22 protein-coding genes are annotated in these 14,849 nt (G+C 32.7%); 13 read left to right on the top strand and 9 right to left on the bottom strand.

Annotation, left to right across the window (positions count from 1 at the left end; all coding sequences use genetic code 11):
* The first annotated feature begins 4 nt into the window (after positions 1-4).
* Complete coding sequence (locus T478_RS02650; protein WP_048104974.1) at positions 5-619, top strand: LysE family transporter; 615 nt, start codon at positions 5-7, stop codon at positions 617-619.
* 3 nt (positions 620-622) lie between these two features.
* Here T478_RS02650 and T478_RS07435 read toward each other — a convergent pair whose 3' ends face one another.
* Together T478_RS07435 and T478_RS02640 are read right to left on the bottom strand one after the other, a co-directional pair.
* Positions 623-1,105 carry a hypothetical protein gene (locus tag T478_RS07435; RefSeq protein ID WP_048104973.1) on the bottom strand — a complete coding sequence of 161 codons (483 nt, stop codon included), beginning with the start codon at positions 1,103-1,105 and terminating at the stop codon, positions 623-625.
* A gap of 18 nt (positions 1,106-1,123) precedes the next feature.
* A complete protein-coding gene (locus T478_RS02640; RefSeq protein WP_048104971.1) occupies positions 1,124-1,372 on the bottom strand; it encodes a hypothetical protein in 249 nt (82 codons plus the stop codon).
* 70 nt (positions 1,373-1,442) lie between these two features.
* Here T478_RS02640 and dinB point away from each other — a divergent pair, with 70 nt between their 5' ends.
* Complete coding sequence (dinB, locus tag T478_RS02635) at positions 1,443-2,534, top strand: DNA polymerase IV (protein WP_048104969.1); 1,092 nt, start codon at positions 1,443-1,445, stop codon at positions 2,532-2,534.
* Here dinB and artG read toward each other — a convergent pair.
* Positions 2,518-3,456 (bottom strand): thaumarchaeosortase, encoded by a 939-nt coding sequence (gene artG / locus T478_RS02630; protein WP_048104967.1) that lies wholly within the window; start codon positions 3,454-3,456, stop codon positions 2,518-2,520. The genes dinB and artG overlap by 17 nt on opposite strands.
* Before the next feature lie 38 nt (positions 3,457-3,494).
* Entirely contained in the window at positions 3,495-4,652 is a 1,158-nt protein-coding gene (locus T478_RS02625; protein ID WP_048104965.1) for an Nre family DNA repair protein, read from the bottom strand.
* Between the two features lie 89 nt (positions 4,653-4,741).
* Here T478_RS02625 and T478_RS02620 point away from each other — a divergent pair, with 89 nt between their 5' ends.
* A complete protein-coding gene (locus T478_RS02620; protein ID WP_048104963.1) occupies positions 4,742-5,662 on the top strand; it encodes a BtuF-related (seleno)protein in 921 nt (306 codons plus the stop codon).
* A gap of 172 nt (positions 5,663-5,834) precedes the next feature.
* Here the strand turns inward: T478_RS02620 and T478_RS07345 are convergent, their stop codons facing one another.
* Positions 5,835-6,104 carry a hypothetical protein gene (locus T478_RS07345; protein ID WP_052433849.1) on the bottom strand — a complete coding sequence of 90 codons (270 nt, stop codon included), beginning with the start codon at positions 6,102-6,104 and terminating at the stop codon, positions 5,835-5,837.
* Between T478_RS07345 and T478_RS07340 the strand changes: the two genes are divergently transcribed.
* Positions 6,097-6,288, top strand: coding sequence for a hypothetical protein (locus T478_RS07340; RefSeq protein WP_052433848.1), 192 nt, complete (start codon positions 6,097-6,099; stop codon positions 6,286-6,288). The two genes, T478_RS07345 and T478_RS07340, sit on opposite strands and share 8 nt — an antisense overlap.
* A gap of 23 nt (positions 6,289-6,311) precedes the next feature.
* On the opposite strand, the gene T478_RS02610 is transcribed toward T478_RS07340, so the two are convergent.
* Together T478_RS02610 and T478_RS07865 are read right to left on the bottom strand one after the other, a co-directional pair.
* Positions 6,312-6,989 (bottom strand): DsbA family protein, encoded by a 678-nt coding sequence (locus T478_RS02610; RefSeq protein WP_048104960.1) that lies wholly within the window; start codon positions 6,987-6,989, stop codon positions 6,312-6,314.
* Between the two features lie 54 nt (positions 6,990-7,043).
* Entirely contained in the window at positions 7,044-7,169 is a 126-nt protein-coding gene (locus T478_RS07865; protein WP_256378803.1) for a hypothetical protein, read from the bottom strand.
* A gap of 179 nt (positions 7,170-7,348) precedes the next feature.
* Here T478_RS07865 and T478_RS02600 point away from each other — a divergent pair, with 179 nt between their 5' ends.
* The 7 genes from T478_RS02600 to T478_RS02570 are packed head-to-tail and all read left to right on the top strand — an operon-like array spanning position 7,349 to position 11,282.
* Entirely contained in the window at positions 7,349-8,704 is a 1,356-nt protein-coding gene (locus tag T478_RS02600) for a DEAD/DEAH box helicase (RefSeq protein WP_048104956.1), read from the top strand.
* Positions 8,705-8,749: 45 nt separating this feature from the next.
* Positions 8,750-8,986, top strand: coding sequence for an Lrp/AsnC ligand binding domain-containing protein (locus T478_RS02595; protein ID WP_048104955.1), 237 nt, complete (start codon positions 8,750-8,752; stop codon positions 8,984-8,986).
* 27 nt (positions 8,987-9,013) lie between these two features.
* On the top strand, positions 9,014-9,304 hold the full coding sequence (locus tag T478_RS02590; RefSeq protein WP_238573640.1) for a hypothetical protein: 291 nt from the start codon (positions 9,014-9,016) through the stop codon (positions 9,302-9,304).
* Between the two features lie 3 nt (positions 9,305-9,307).
* Positions 9,308-9,814, top strand: a complete 507-nt coding sequence (locus T478_RS02585) for a hypothetical protein (protein ID WP_048104952.1) — start codon at positions 9,308-9,310, stop codon at positions 9,812-9,814.
* A 31-nt stretch (positions 9,815-9,845) separates the two neighbouring features.
* The gene (locus T478_RS02580; protein ID WP_048104951.1) at positions 9,846-10,610 is read left to right on the top strand and encodes a DUF3426 domain-containing protein; all 765 of its coding nucleotides are present in this window, start codon (positions 9,846-9,848) and stop codon (positions 10,608-10,610) included.
* A gap of 32 nt (positions 10,611-10,642) precedes the next feature.
* Positions 10,643-10,927 (top strand): hypothetical protein, encoded by a 285-nt coding sequence (locus T478_RS02575; RefSeq protein ID WP_048104947.1) that lies wholly within the window; start codon positions 10,643-10,645, stop codon positions 10,925-10,927.
* A 34-nt stretch (positions 10,928-10,961) separates the two neighbouring features.
* Positions 10,962-11,282, top strand: coding sequence for a hypothetical protein (locus T478_RS02570; protein WP_048104945.1), 321 nt, complete (start codon positions 10,962-10,964; stop codon positions 11,280-11,282).
* Here the strand turns inward: T478_RS02570 and T478_RS02565 are convergent.
* Positions 11,279-13,306 carry a thioredoxin domain-containing protein gene (locus T478_RS02565; protein WP_048104941.1) on the bottom strand — a complete coding sequence of 676 codons (2,028 nt, stop codon included), beginning with the start codon at positions 13,304-13,306 and terminating at the stop codon, positions 11,279-11,281. The two genes, T478_RS02570 and T478_RS02565, sit on opposite strands and share 4 nt — an antisense overlap.
* 32 nt (positions 13,307-13,338) lie before the next feature.
* Positions 13,339-13,572 carry a hypothetical protein gene (locus tag T478_RS02560; protein ID WP_048104938.1) on the bottom strand — a complete coding sequence of 78 codons (234 nt, stop codon included), beginning with the start codon at positions 13,570-13,572 and terminating at the stop codon, positions 13,339-13,341.
* Between the two features lie 55 nt (positions 13,573-13,627).
* Here T478_RS02560 and T478_RS02555 point away from each other — a divergent pair, with 55 nt between their 5' ends.
* The gene (locus T478_RS02555) at positions 13,628-14,665 is read left to right on the top strand and encodes an alcohol dehydrogenase catalytic domain-containing protein (RefSeq protein ID WP_048104936.1); all 1,038 of its coding nucleotides are present in this window, start codon (positions 13,628-13,630) and stop codon (positions 14,663-14,665) included.
* A gap of 24 nt (positions 14,666-14,689) precedes the next feature.
* Positions 14,690-14,842: a hypothetical protein gene (locus T478_RS07710; protein ID WP_177313234.1), complete on the top strand. Its 153-nt coding sequence runs from the start codon at positions 14,690-14,692 to the stop codon at positions 14,840-14,842.
* The last annotated feature ends 7 nt before the right edge of the window (positions 14,843-14,849 follow it).

Here is a 14,849-nt window from a genome sequence, read left to right as displayed (position 1 = left end):
CAACATGCAAGAGATATTTGGTTTTTTAGGATTAGTCATAGTAATTTCTGCATCAGGTGTAATGTCACCAGGTCCATTATTTGCAGCAAATGTGATGTATGGATTACGTGAAGGAAAAATTTCTGGAATAAAAATGGCGGTAGGTCATACCATTGTAGAATTTCCATTGATATTGTTGTTAGGAATAGGATTTTTTTCCATAGAAAATGTTCCAGAAATTAGAACTGCAATTACAATATTAGGAGCAATAGGACTATTTGGATTTGCATTTTTACAAATAAGAGCAGTTACAAAACAAAAATTTAGCTTAGAAACAAAATCAGGTCAAGGACCGTTCGTGGCAGGAATTCTTCTCAGTGCATTAAATCCATTTTTTATTGTTTGGTGGTTAACAATTGGTTTAGTACTAATTTCAGAATCAATACAAATTTTTGGAATTCTTGGAATTGTTGTTCTATTTTTATTTCATATTTGGATGGATTATGCATGGTTATTTACAATTGCAGCCTTTTCATCAAGAGCCAAGAATTATCTTTCAAAAAGAAATTTCAAGTTCATCATAATTGGATTGAGTGTAGTTTTAGTCTATTTTGGAATAGAATTTCTATTAAAATTGTAAAAATTACTTTGATATGTCAATCTCTATAGTAGAAACATTACGTGTTTTTCCATCTCTAGATTCTAGTGCATCTGATGATATTCTTACATCAGATATTCGATAACCGATGGAATGCATACGTTTCATAATGAATTGAGATACATCTACAGCCTGAGTTATGCGTTGACCTCTTGCCTTTATCGTAACGGTAGGTAAGGTCGATAACTGAGTTAACGTTGAATTCACATATGTGACCAAAGGTTTCACACCAACCAAAATTAATTTTCTTGTAGGTTTTTCTTCAGGGACAAATGGTTTTTTTTCAGACTTAGTTTCAGGTTGTGCTTCAGGTTGTGCTTCAGGTTGTGCTTCAGGTTGTGCTTCAGGTTGTGCTTCAGGTTGTGCTTCAGGTTGTGCTTCAGGTTGTGCTTCAGGTTGTGCTTCAGGTTTTTTTGAATCTTCTAGTATTTCATCAAGAATGTCAGAAGCATCAGATTTTGAACTCATTAATACAGTAAGACAAGTTTATTGTTTTTTAAGCTTCTCTTTTTCAATATAAGATTCCAGTATAGAATGTACGTCTTCATCTTTTGAAGATTTAATTTGCTCAACTATCTCTTTTTCTTCTATTTCAAAACAGTTGAGAAATTCTTGATGATCTTTAAAGACTAGGATTACTTTTTCTTTGAAAACACAATGATAAAATTTTTCATTTTCCATGATTTCAGGATTAACCTTAACACCATCATCATTTACCTCAATTGGCGAATCCATTAAGATGTTTAATTGAGGTTAAGATATAAAATTACGTAATTGTAATAAGAATTGAATTCTAAAATATGGTATGGAAAAAAGAATTGTTTTTCATATAGATTTTGACTATTTTTATGCACAATGCGAAGAGATTAGAAATTCTAAGATTAAAGGGAAATGTGTTGCAGTGTGTATTTTTTCTGACAGAGGTGGGGATAGCGGTGCAATAGCTACTGCAAATTATAATGCAAGAAAATTTGGAGTGAAATCAGGAATACCAATAATGCTTGCAAAAAATAAATTGAAAGAGCAAGATGCAGTATTTTTGCCAGCAGATTTTGACTACTATTCTGATATGTCGTCCAAGGGAATGGAAATAATTGAGAAATATGCAGATGTGTTTGAATATGTTGGAAGAGATGAGGCATATCTTGACGTTACAAAAAAAACTGAAATGAGTTTTGATAATGCAGAACATCTAGCACAGCAATTAAAAAATGAAATAAGAAATAGTCTAAAACTTACATGTTCAATAGGCATTAGTCCAAACAAATTGCTTTCAAAAATTGCTTCAGATTTTAAGAAACCTGATGGACTAACAACAGTAAAACCTGAACAAGTAGAACAGTTCTTGTCACCATTAAAAATTAGAGAAATTCCAGGCATAGGTAAAAAAACAGAGGATGTATTTACGCAGATGGATATTCACATCATAGAAGAATTAAGAAAAATTGATGTTTTTGATTTGAATAAGATGTTTGGAAGGAAAACTGGAGGATATATTTTCAATTCTGCTAAGGGAATAGACACTGAAATAGTTAAAGAAAGACCTCCAACAATTCAATTTAGTAAGATTGTTACTTTGAAGAAAAATTCTAAAGAATTAGAATTTTTACAAGGAAATGTGAATGAATTATGTGCACAATTAAACAAATTGGCAATAAATGATAACAAAATGTATCGTTCAATTGGGATTCAGTTTGTAAATGAAGATTTGTCAACAAAAACTAAATCTAGAATGTTAAAAAATCCAGTAAATAGTGAAGAGGAATTAAAGAAAGTTGCAAACCAATTACTAGAAGAAGCATTAACCGAACAAGTAATGTTGGTGAGAAGAATTGGAGTTAGGATTTCAGAATTCTCAGACGTTGAAGGGCAAAGTAGTATTACGAATTATTTTTAGATTCATTTTCAGATTCTAATTTTTTGAGTCGTTTTGTTTCAACTGCAGTAACTACCAACAGAAATATGAATAACCAGGGTAGGAACATTATTTCTCCAGCTACAGAATGGAATTCTTCCCAAGCTTCAGGATCAGTAGTAACCTTCAATGCATAAACAGATAATGAAAATATTCTAATCATATTGACAAAGATTGTTCCGAGGATACCTATAACAAAGTAAATGATTTTACGATTACGAGGAATTCTCATTTTTATGAGAAATGCCATCATTACAAGTGAATAGATGATTATACTGTGTACTCCAGCAGATGGCCAGAATACCTGTAACGCAAAAGGACCAAAGTCACCGTTAAGAAACATTAGATTATCGCGTGCAGTAGCCACACCAAGATCAAGCACGGTAATTACCCAAACGTTGGCTTGTACAAAATATGGTACAATGTATTGTAATGGTCCAAGAGTATCATAAGGAAAGAATGAATCTAATGCCAAAATTATTGCATTGCCAGCTAGAAATATTGGTCCAGCAGGTCCTATTCTAATCCATTTTCTGCCAAATAATATTGCAAGAGATGCAGTAACAAATATCGCCATTACAGCGAAATCAAACAACCACTCCCAAGAATATTCCAAAACACCAAAAACATCAACTAGACTCATGATGTAATCTCTTACACCAAATTGAAGTGATACAAAATATGTGATAGTTAGTGCGATTAACGGTATACAATAAAAGAAGCGCTTTTTTGGAATTACAAATTTTAAACCAATTAATTCTGCGGCAATGAATGCTGCTGCAAAAAGAAATCCACCTCGACCTTGATTCCAGCTAAGACTAAAGCTATCAGGATATATCGCCATTGTGAATAGAATTGGAGATAAAACGAGCAAAATTGCTATCATGACACCTTTGTTTTCCATTGAGTGTTGGTTGTATACTCTCAATAAATATGCAAATATTAGAAAAAATCAGACATACTTGTTTGAGCTATGAGTTTGAGCATATCCCCGTGAGCAAGCCATTCATTTTTACTAATACTCATACGTTTTGTTGCAAGAGCGATTGCCTCATTTAATGAATTCACTTCTTGAGGATTATTTTTCATTGCTTCTCTAACTCCTTCACGTACTTGCCAAACACCAACAGGTACAGCATATTGAGGTTGAATTTCTCTAAATATCATAACACCAGATTGTTTTTTTATTTTTTGAAGATATTCTGTTACTGCTAATTTACCTGCAAAGTATGCACCTGCAATAGATGGAGGATGATCAATTCCTTTTGCAGTTTCATAATCACTTCCAAATCCTATAGAATTTTTATCATGCCATGCTTCTTGCATTTCAAAAATCCATCTATGAGGAAATAATATTACTGAAAATAAATTTCCGAGATGATCAAATCTAAAGACTTCATATCGATCAATTATATCAAATTCAAGTATATCATGCATTAAATCATTAGATATTATTTGATCTGTTGCAGTAATACTCCATTTTGTTGGAACTAATTTTCTATTTTTCCCAAACATTCCAATACTGAAACATTTTTGAATTTTGGATATTTCAATTCCAGAATTATATAGTTTCATTACTGCATCTTCAGCTTTTAAATCAGTATCATAGTATGCATTTTCTATTGATTTTATAGAAGAGTTTGGAGAAAATTTTGCAGTTTTAATTTCTCCAAGAGGACCAAAAGGTGCATTTTGACCATCGATTGATGGAATAGGTGTCGGATTTTTTATAAATTTAATTTCAGAATCAATAGAACCTGATGACATCGCAAGTTCATGAAGACTTTCTATGAAGCGACCTGTGGTTTCTTCAATTCCAGTTTTTTGTACTCCACGCACAAGATTTAATCGATAATTCACAATTTCCTCAAGACTTTTGCCAAGCCATTTTTCAGGCGTATCTAAAAGAGTGGTATCGCCATGAATTGGAGGTAACATGGGTCCAATCCCAACTTTTGGGTATCCATACGAGCCTACAAAAACAGATGGTGGGCTAGAGCCTTGTATTTCATTAGAAGAAAAGAGGTTAGCATATTTTGAAAGATATTCATGCCAATTTTGTTCAATTCCTTTTCTAATATCAGAACCAGTTCTAGACATGTATTTTTAAGAAAATTATGAATAATAAATAATTCATCTAGTCAAATATTGACACAAACTTAAAGAGAACTTTGATAACATAATTTCAAATGCAGAAGAAACGAATTATTTCATTTTTACCTAGTGCGACAGAGTTAATTTATGAATTAGGTGCTCAAGAAAAATTATTTGGAGTTACTCACGAGTGTAATTATCCTAGTGATGCTACAAATAAACCAAAAGTGATTGAGAGTGTTTTTGAACCAGAGAATATGTCAAGCTTAGAAATTGATAAAAAAATTTGTGATCTCTCAGAAAAAGGAGAGGACATTTACAAATTAGTTGCACAAAATGTTTCAAATGCAAGACCAGATCTAATTATTTCACAAGAGATTTGTGAGGTATGTTCAGCATATACAAATCAAGTAAAAAATGCAATTGAAATTCTAGATGAAAAACCAGAGATTTATTCAATGAGTCCTCATGATATTCAAGGAATTTTAAAATGTGTAGAGGATATTGCTGAAAAAATTGATGAAGTAAAACGAGGAAATGAAATTGTTAATTCACTGAATTCTAGAATTGAAGAAATAAGAAATGTAAAAATTTCAAGCAGACCCAAAGTTTTGGGAATAGAGTGGCTAAATCCATTTTTTACATCTGGACATTGGGTTCCAGAAATGGTTGAAATTTCAGGAGGCGTAAATATGATTACAAAAACCGGCGAACATTCAAGAAAAATGGAAATTGAAGAGATTGAAAAAGAGGATCCTGACATATTGATTCTGATGCCATGTGGTTTTGATGTTCAAAGAACAGTTTCAGAGTATGAAAAAAATTTAAAAAATGATCCAAGATGGAGTCAATTGAAAGCGGTCAAGGAAAGAAAGGTTTTTGCAGTTGATGCAAATTCTTTTTTTAGTAAACCAAGTATCAGAGTGATAACTGGTATAGAGATCTTGGCAAAAATTTTGCACCCAGAAATGTTTGAAGAGTTAGAGGTACCAAATAATTCATTTTTAAAAATATAGAAGAAACTTCTATTATTGATCGTCTGTCTCATCTAACTCGTCAGCATCATATGCTCGTTTTGCTGGTCGAGTTGGTACGAAGAATCGTGACATGCTAGGGTATTACGATTTTTAAAGTAATTTTAGTGGGTTGTAAAAAATTGTCTTTTTACATCAACAAAATTGAACTAAGTTAGGATTTCACTTTACACTCACGTGAAAGTGACTTTGTTGTTACAAAAATTACTATTACAAGAATTCCAATAGAAGTTAGTCGGATTGGAACTTCGTAAACTGTTAGAAATGAACTGGCAATACTTCCAGCTGTCCCAAAGGTGGTAATAATTGAAAATGCAATTGGTCCACATGAACATGCACCTGCAGATGCTCCAATTATAGTTCCAATAATACTAGAACCTATTTTTTTGGTTTCTTTGATTAGTTTAACTCGATAGATGTTCATCGATACCGCAAATGCAGAGAATAACGACAATGTTACGATCAGAGAAAAGCTTAACGTAGTTTCAGGATATATAGAAAATACAAGAAATGGTTCGAAGAATAAAAATTCTGAGATTATAATTAACGGTATGAAAAGTAGAAAAAATATTCCAATTAAAATTAAAATGTATGACGGATTTGAATAAATAATTCCAAAAGTGTTGTTCATTTAGAGCATTTGATCTAGTACACTTACAAATGTAGAGTATGGGTGTGCGCCAACAATTTTTTGGGCCTCACCAGTTGGACCGACTATTACAAATGTAGGAGTACTATTTGCACCAAATTCTTTTTTTGCCATTTGCATGTTAAAATTAACGTGAGCCCTATGATCATCAGTTATCATACATTTATCGAATTGTTCCATATCTAATCCCAGGTTTAATGCAAAAGCTTGTAATCTATTTGCGTTTGCCCAACCACCATCTATTTCATCTTCTTGATATGTGAAAAGCATTGAATGGTATTCCCAATATTTTCCTTGATCATCAGCACAATAAGTTGCTTCAGATGCAGGAGTAGAGTCACGTCCTAAGAAAGGCATGTCAATAAAAACAAGATTTGCTTTTCCAGTTTCAACATAATTTTTAATTATTTGTGGACGTGTTTCTTCAAACCAAAGCTTACACATATGACATTGATAATCACCGACTTCTACAATTGTTATAGTTGCATCTTTAGATCCTAATACAGGTGCATCTTTTAGATGAAGAGGTTTAGTTTCATCTTCGGTGTTTGGAGTTCTTGCAGTTTCAAAATCAGCCATGTATGAGGTAGCAAAAACTGCAACTAATGTAACCAACACTATAGCAGCGCCAGCAACTCCAATTTTCTTTGCATCAACCATTAATTTTTAGAGAGAAATTTAACTAAAAAACCTTGCATTGTCTCCAAGAGTGTGTTATTTACGCCTGAATAAACTCATGATTTTTTGAGCGACGGAATCAATAGGACAGGAACTACATGAGACATCTGCATTTTCAGCCTCAATTTGGTTATCCATGTCATTTTTCTTTTTTTCATCCATAGCATGTTTAACCAAAAATAGGTTATAAACAATTTGACAGGATTTTACAATTACACTATTCACCATAGGAATCAATTAATTATAAGCATGGGTTTATTAGACGACCGAATCGAGTGTGATTAGAAAATAATGACGGATTAGGTTCGCTTTTTCTGTCATTGCTTTAGACAGAAAAAAAAATGAAAACATTCGAAGAACTAGAAATAAATGAAGACATAATGAGATCCGTCAAAGAGCTCGGTTTTACCACACCTTTTCCAATTCAAGCAGAAGCCATACCAGTACTATTACGAGGAACTGATGTAATAGGTCAAGCACATACTGGAACAGGAAAAACAGCTACATTTGGAATACCAATGTTACAAAATATCTTACATGGAGGAGGAATTCAAGGACTAGTCATTGCACCTACAAGAGAATTAGCAATGCAGATTACAGAAGAAATAAAGAAAGTTGGAAAGTATACTAAAATCAAAGTGGTGACTGTTTACGGCGGACAAGGAATCGGAGTCCAATTAGATGCACTACGTAGAAAACCAGAGATAGTAGTTGCTACACCTGGAAGATTAATTGATCATTTGGATAATGGTTCAATCCGAACAGATGATATCAAACACGTAGTATTAGATGAAGCAGATGTCATGTTAGACATGGGTTTTATTGAAGACATAGAATATGTCTTACAAAAAGTTCCTGCAAATAGAATTACATCTTTATTTTCAGCAACAATGCCACCAGAAATTCTCAGACTTTCTGACAAGTATCTAAATAATCCAAAAAATATTCTAATTGATTCAGATGATTTGAGTGGAGAAGGGATTGATCAGTCATTTTTAGTAATCAAAGACAGAGAGAAACACAAGTACCTTACAGATTTTATTAATCAAAATAGAGGTCAAGTAATAGTATTTTGTTCAACAAAAATTAGAACAAGAAATGTTGCACGAGATTTACAAAAATCCAGATACAAAGTGGTTGCAATTGAAGGAGACATGTCACAAAATAAACGTGAATACTCTATGATGAAATTTAGAAAAAATCAGGCAGATGTATTAGTAGCAACAGATGTTGCAGCAAGAGGAATAGATGTTCCTAAAGTAGGATTAGTAGTAAATTATGATGTTCCAAACCAAGATATGGTCTATTTCCATAGAATTGGGCGTACGGCTAGAGCAGGAGCTAAAGGAAGAGCAATCACTTTAGTGTCATACTCATCAATTGCAGATTGGAAAATCATTAAAAAACAAATTAAATCAGATTTAACAGATTTGAATAAAAAAATGGGAATTGAGGTTCACATCCCAGATCCACTAAAACGAGATGTAGGACGACGTATTGCACAACCAATGCGTTCAGGTTATGGACGTAGACCAAGTTATGGTGGTAGAAGTAGACCAAGTTATGGTGGTAGAAGTAGACCAAGTTATGGTGGTGGTAGAAGTAGAGACGGTCCAGCTAGAGACCAATACAAAAGAAGAAGTAGTGCACGAGCATCATATGGAAGACAAGGTCGCGACAGTAAGAAGAAGTGGTAATTTAACACTTAAAGACAAGGATTAGTTAGAATAGTGTAAGAAAAAATGCATAGAGGATTTGTTTTATTAAATTGCGATTTGGGCGCAGAAGAATACATTTTAGAAGAATTACAACAAGTAGATGAAATAAAAAATGCATATGTTACATTTGGTGCATATGACATAATTGCAGAAATTCATGCCAAAACACAGGAAGAATTTGAAAAGACAGTTTCAATGAAGGTTAGACAATTATCAAGAGTCGTAAGTACAATGACATTAAATGTCATTAAAGGCGAATGACACTTATACGAAAAAAAAAGTGAAAGTGTGTTGCAGCAAATTGAATATTCTGGAACCGTATGGGCATTAAGTCACAATGACCCAGAACCATTAATCGAGCATAGTATTAAAAAACTAGGAGATTATGGAGTAAAAAAAGAGGATATCAAAATAGTTGACGCACCAGATAATCCAGAGGTAGGTCAAGTTGTTGTCGAAATATGGCCACATGAATTAGTTGTTGCAAGAATTCGAACGGTAAGAGGCGAATCATTTATCAGCGGAACAGAGCTCAACATAGAATTAAAATCAGATGAAACTGGAAAATATATCGACTAAGAATTGAAAAAACGAAAAGCAAAGAAATCCAAAAATAAATTTCCTATAGCAATAATTGGCGCAATCATAATAGGAGTAATTGTATTCTATTTCTACTCAGCAGATCAGGCAAAAATTCGTGGATTTGCCTTTGGAAACGAGATTCAAACACTGCAAGAAGAGATTCAAGATGAACAAGGAAAATTTATTTCAAGTATTGCAAAATGGAATGAAAAAACAATCTCAGATGACGAGATGATACGAATTGGAGAAAAACATCTTGAAACATTCAATGGATTATTAGACAAATATGATGAGTTACACCCACCAGATGCGTTCATAAAATCTGTAAAACTACTAAGACTGTCTTTAGAATATCAAATTGAGTCACATGAACATCGATTAGGATGGATAAAAAATGGGGATGAGTCAGAATTAATCAGATCCCAAGAATTAACCCAGTTATCATTTGAAGCAGAACAAGCAGGGTTAAAATCATTTAATGATGCAAAAGCAGGTATTCAGCAGTAAATCTTTAAGACTTTAGGGCAATAGTACTTTTATGAAAAAATTGATATTTTTGATTCCATTATTACTTTTGATGCAACCAGCTTTTGGAGAAATGATTGTAGAGAATGATCAAACCTACATTGGCAATGACGGAATTATGCATATTGTAGGCGAGATAAAAAATGAATCAAAATCTCCAGTAAATAAAATAAAGATCATAGCTACACTCACTGATGAAAACGGAAAAGTTGTAGATAAGATAGATGGAAAGATCATGTCCAATATTTTAATGCCGGGAATGAAAGGTAGTTTTGATATAATTACAAATGAAAAAAATCTTCAAGAGAATTTGAATTACGAGTTAGGTTTTGAGTACAAACTGGCAGCACCAAAAAATCAAGTAATTGAAATTGTTTCATCAGATATGAAAAGAGACCAATTAAATAATTTGATTATTTCTGGAACCATTGAAAATAATGGTGAAATTACTGCCAATATGATAAATATCGTTGCAACATTGTACGATAGAGATGGAAAAGTGTTAACTGTTTCAAAAGTTCAAACACAGCCAGATTTTTTGAGAGCCGGTGAAGAAAGTCACTTTGTAGTCCCAATTTATGAAAAGAATCAATCAATAGATGTTGTTGATTATAGTATAATTGCAGAATCAGATGAATATGCAGCTGTTCCAGAATTTCCATTAGGTTCAGGAGCATTGTTGATAATTTCAGTATCATCATACGTCATTTTTTCAAGAAATCCTGAAAAGATTACAAATGCATTAGACAAATGTTCAAAAATTCTAGTTCGACAATAATTCTTATACGCATATACAAGAAAGAAAACTAAATGGCAATTTCAGATGAAAATAAAAAATTTTTAGAGGATTTATTGCAATATTATATTGATCAGGCCGATTCCTATAATCAGTTTGCAAAGGAATACAATGAATTTTCAAACTCTAAAAGAGAAATAGCCTTTGGCGTGATAATAGGTACAGTATATTCTGCATTCCTACAGGCATATTCAAATCAACAATTAGAGGTTAAACTAGACGACATTCAAGAATTTCATGAACTCATGAGAGATAATATTGATAAAATCACCAAAGCATTAGATGAGAATAAGCTATAGGTAAGAATAAATCCAAACGTTAAGGAGAGTTGTCATGTCAGAAGTAATCGGATACAAAATTCAACAAATTGTAGATAACGGTCAAGCAATACAAATGTCACTTGTAGAAGATGTTCAAACAGAGCCAGTATCACAAAAACAATTGATTATGGAAAATGTTTCAAAAAAACTCGATCAAGATACAAAAGAACAAGTTATGCCATTACTTGAAGCAATGCTTCAAGCACAACCAACTATTAAAATGAAAAGTTATGCGCAAACAAATATTTCAATTACAATGCCAAAAATTAGATATGAAAAACTGGGAAGACCACAAGTTGGGCAAGTTTTAAGAGTAGATTTGCAAAAAATTTAGAGATTTTCTTCGATTTTAGATAACTCAGATAAGGGTAAAGAACAAGTGAAATTTTTACAAACAGTAACACTTGTTTTATCTGAAAATTCTTTTCCTTCAAAAAATGGATATTTAGATAATGATTTTAAATTCTCTTCATCCTTAATTTCAATTATAATTCCTTCAGGTATGAATTTTTTATAAAGAGAGTTTACAATTTCTGAATTCTCAGAATTAATTATTGTAATTTCTGTAGGATGGTTTAGGTATAGATTCATGACATTAAGTAGATATCCAAACGCAAATGGATTTTCTGCAGCAGAAGTACCATTTAGTTCCAAAATTTGTTTTGATATTTGAAGAAAGGTTTCATCATTCACAAGATGATGTAGTTTTAGTAATGCATTTGCTGCAACCGAATTTCCAGAAGGTACGGACAAATCATAGTAATTCTTTGGACGAACTATCAAGGATTCATGCGTATCAGCAGTGAAATAAAATGATTTTTCATTTTCATTCCAGAAATGTTCTATCATATAATGTGCAATTTTTTGAGCCATATCAAGAAAATATGAATCAGCAGTTATTTCAAAAACATCAATTAAGGAATTTACAAGATAGGAGTAATCATCTAGATAGCCATTAAGTTTTGGAGTGTCATTTTTGAATGTTCTGTGTATGAAACCATGTTTAGAGAACTGTTCTGAAAAATATTTGGCAGCATTTACAGAAGCATTGAGATATTTCTCATTGCCTGAAATTCTATAACCTTTTGCAAATGCGGAGATCATCATGGAATTCCATGATGTGATAACCTTATCATCAGTTCCAGGTTGATCTCTTTTACTTCTAACATCGAGTAATTTTTTTGATGAACGATTTAGAATTTCAGTGATTTCATCTTCAGTTTTATTGAACTTGAACGAAAGCGATGAGATGTTTATGTTATTAGCAAGAATGGTATTTCCTTCAAAGTTACCACCGTCGGTTACATCATAAAAAATACAAAATATGTCGGAATCACTTCCCAAAATGTTTTCAATTTCACGCTTTTTCCAAACAAATGTTTGTCCTTCTTCCCCATTTGTATCGGCATCTTGTGCAGAATAAAATAAGCCCAAAGTCGAGGTCATTTCACGCAGTACATAATCAAGAGTTTTTGTGACGACATCTAGGTAAAAAGGATCTTTTGTTATCTGATAAGCTTCTGCATATACAGGAGGCAATAATGCATTGTCATACAACATTTTTTCAAAATGTGGTACAAGCCATCTTGCGTCAGTGGAATATCTATGAAATCCACCACCAATTTGATCAAAGATTCCACCTTTAGCCATTTTTTTTAATGTTAATAATGCAAATTCTTGAAATTTTGTGATTCCTGAAAGTTTTGAATATCTAAACATGAAAGAAAGATTGGCAGCATTTGGAAATTTAGGTGCTTGACCAAACCCACCATAGTTAGTATCAGCAACTTGCAAAAGATTAACAGCTGCCTCATCTAAAATAGATTTTTCAATGTCTCCACCATCAGAAACTCTTTCTAATTTCGTAAGATTTGCCATAAATTGTTCTGCAGAAGTACCAACATCTTTTGGTTTTTCCTTCCATGCTTGTGCTAACTGTCTACACAAACTACCAAAACCAGGTCGTCCATAGGAATCAAGAACTGGAAAATATGTCCCAACGTAAAATGGTTTTTGATCAGGTGTTAAGAATACGCTAAGTGGCCATCCACCTTGACCGGTTGACATTTGACAGATTTTTTGGTAAATGTCATCTAAGTCTGGTCTTTCCTCTCTGTCAACTTTTATGTTAACAAAATTTTCATTCATGATTTTTGCCACATCGTCATTTTCAAAGGATTCATGAGCCATTACATGACACCAATGGCAAGAGCTGTATCCTACAGATAAGAAAATAGGTTTGTTTTCATCTTTTGCCTTTTTTAATGACTCATCATTCCAAGCAAACCATTCAACTGGATTATCCTTATGTTGTAAAAGATAAGGACTAGTTTCTTGAGATAGATTATTTGGCATGATGTTACTTCAGAGTTTGATTATTTGTATGTAATCTAGATTTTCCAGATTGCAGTATCATTACGTTTGTAAATTTCTATATTGATTTGTTTTAGAAGTTTCTTTTTTGATTTTTCTGCTTTTTCTTCATTACTGTAATCTTTCTTTTTTAACAACTCATCTAACAATATGAGTTGCTCAAGACTTAGGTTTCTCATTCCACCCTTTTTGGTTACTAGATTTAATAATTCTACACGTTTGAAATCATCTTTTTTTAGAATTTCAGCCATACTTGTTTCTAGATCACTCTACTAAAAATAAATGTGTGTGGTATTATGCTCAAATATGACAGAAGTTATGCGTGCCATGGTTCTTTCAGAATGTAAAAAGATTGAGGAAAAACCACTAAAACTAACAGATATTGAAAGACATTCAATAGACAATCCCGATGAAGTTTTAATCAAAATCGAAGCATGCGGGGTATGTCATTCTCAGCTACATGGAATAGAAGGAGATTGGCAAGAGATAGGAATTCCTCCATCATTTCCAACAGTACCTGGACATGAAGTAGTCGGAAAAATTATTGAAATTGGAGAAAAAGTTACAAAGTTTAAGATTGGTGACAGAGTTGGTATTACACCACTTTTGAAATCATGTATGAATTGTACATACTGTGATGAAGGAAAAGAATACCTTTGTGAAAATAGTGAAATAACAGGCGAAACATTACGCGGAGGATATACTGAATTTATTAATGCATCAGAAAATTTTTTGACAAAAGTTCCAGATAGTATGTCATCGGAATATGCAGCTCCATTATTTTGTCCTGGAATAACTGCATACAAGGCAATAAAAGCTGCAGAACCAGAAAAAAATAAAAAAATTGCGATTTATGGAATTGGAGGAGTAGGACATATGGCAATACAATTTGCTAAAGTAGAAGGATGTGAAGTAACAGGCATATCAAGAAAGAAAGAGCATCTTAATGTTGCAGAGAAATTGGGTGCAGAAAAAACATTCCAATTTACAGAGTCTCAAGAAGAATTTTTGACTAAAGTTAAAGATGATTATGGTTACTTTGATGCAGCTGTTGTCTTTGCACCATCAGACATGGTAACAGATACAGCAATAAAATCAGTGAAAAAAGGAGGAACCGTAATAATTGCCACAGTTGGTAAAATTCCAAATTTCTTAGCATTTGAGGAAAAGACAGTAAGAGGTACACTAATTGGTTCCATGAAAGATATGGAAAAAGTAATCGAGATTGCGCAAAAAAATAATTTTAAAGTTGTTACTGAATCATTTCCTTTAGAACAGGCAAACGAAGTACTTGAGAGATTAAAAAATTCAGATATTGAAGCACGTGCTGTTCTAATTCCTTAAATTACTAAGAATTTTGTTACAAATATGATTTGTAGGCGTTGTCATCATACAGATGAAATTCATAAATCAACTACATCATCAGAGTCCATGTTGAGAAGGGGAGCATGCCAAATCCCAGATTGTACCTGTAACCAATTTTTAGACGCTTTTGAAGAGATTGATGATGAACAACTCTAGTCATATA

This window comes from Candidatus Nitrosopelagicus brevis, from assembly GCF_000812185.1.
Lineage (GTDB): Archaea > Thermoproteota > Nitrososphaeria > Nitrososphaerales > Nitrosopumilaceae > Nitrosopelagicus > Nitrosopelagicus brevis.
This window is presented reverse-complemented; position numbering and strand designations above follow the sequence as displayed.

Excerpts from the sequence above, each read along its gene's own strand:
- T478_RS02650 (WP_048104974.1), top strand. The coding sequence starts at position 5 with ATGCAAGAGATATTTGGTTTTTTAGGATTAGTCATAGTAATTTCTGCA.
- T478_RS07435 (WP_048104973.1), bottom strand. The coding sequence starts at position 1,105 with ATGAGTTCAAAATCTGATGCTTCTGACATTCTTGATGAAATACTAGAA.
- T478_RS02640 (WP_048104971.1), bottom strand. The coding sequence starts at position 1,372 with ATGGATTCGCCAATTGAGGTAAATGATGATGGTGTTAAGGTTAATCCT.
- dinB (WP_048104969.1), top strand. The coding sequence starts at position 1,443 with ATGGAAAAAAGAATTGTTTTTCATATAGATTTTGACTATTTTTATGCA.
- artG (WP_048104967.1), bottom strand. The coding sequence starts at position 3,456 with ATGGAAAACAAAGGTGTCATGATAGCAATTTTGCTCGTTTTATCTCCA.
- T478_RS02625 (WP_048104965.1), bottom strand. The coding sequence starts at position 4,652 with ATGTCTAGAACTGGTTCTGATATTAGAAAAGGAATTGAACAAAATTGG.
- T478_RS02620 (WP_048104963.1), top strand. The coding sequence starts at position 4,742 with ATGCAGAAGAAACGAATTATTTCATTTTTACCTAGTGCGACAGAGTTA.
- T478_RS07340 (WP_052433848.1), top strand. The coding sequence starts at position 6,097 with ATGTTCATCGATACCGCAAATGCAGAGAATAACGACAATGTTACGATC.
- T478_RS07345 (WP_052433849.1), bottom strand. The coding sequence starts at position 6,104 with ATGAACATCTATCGAGTTAAACTAATCAAAGAAACCAAAAAAATAGGT.
- T478_RS02610 (WP_048104960.1), bottom strand. The coding sequence starts at position 6,989 with ATGGTTGATGCAAAGAAAATTGGAGTTGCTGGCGCTGCTATAGTGTTG.
- T478_RS07865 (WP_256378803.1), bottom strand. The coding sequence starts at position 7,169 with ATGGATGAAAAAAAGAAAAATGACATGGATAACCAAATTGAGGCTGAA.
- T478_RS02600 (WP_048104956.1), top strand. The coding sequence starts at position 7,349 with ATGAAAACATTCGAAGAACTAGAAATAAATGAAGACATAATGAGATCC.
- T478_RS02595 (WP_048104955.1), top strand. The coding sequence starts at position 8,750 with ATGCATAGAGGATTTGTTTTATTAAATTGCGATTTGGGCGCAGAAGAA.
- T478_RS02580 (WP_048104951.1), top strand. The coding sequence starts at position 9,846 with ATGAAAAAATTGATATTTTTGATTCCATTATTACTTTTGATGCAACCA.
- T478_RS02575 (WP_048104947.1), top strand. The coding sequence starts at position 10,643 with ATGGCAATTTCAGATGAAAATAAAAAATTTTTAGAGGATTTATTGCAA.
- T478_RS02570 (WP_048104945.1), top strand. The coding sequence starts at position 10,962 with ATGTCAGAAGTAATCGGATACAAAATTCAACAAATTGTAGATAACGGT.
- T478_RS02560 (WP_048104938.1), bottom strand. The coding sequence starts at position 13,572 with ATGGCTGAAATTCTAAAAAAAGATGATTTCAAACGTGTAGAATTATTA.
- T478_RS02555 (WP_048104936.1), top strand. The coding sequence starts at position 13,628 with ATGACAGAAGTTATGCGTGCCATGGTTCTTTCAGAATGTAAAAAGATT.
- T478_RS07710 (WP_177313234.1), top strand. The coding sequence starts at position 14,690 with ATGATTTGTAGGCGTTGTCATCATACAGATGAAATTCATAAATCAACT.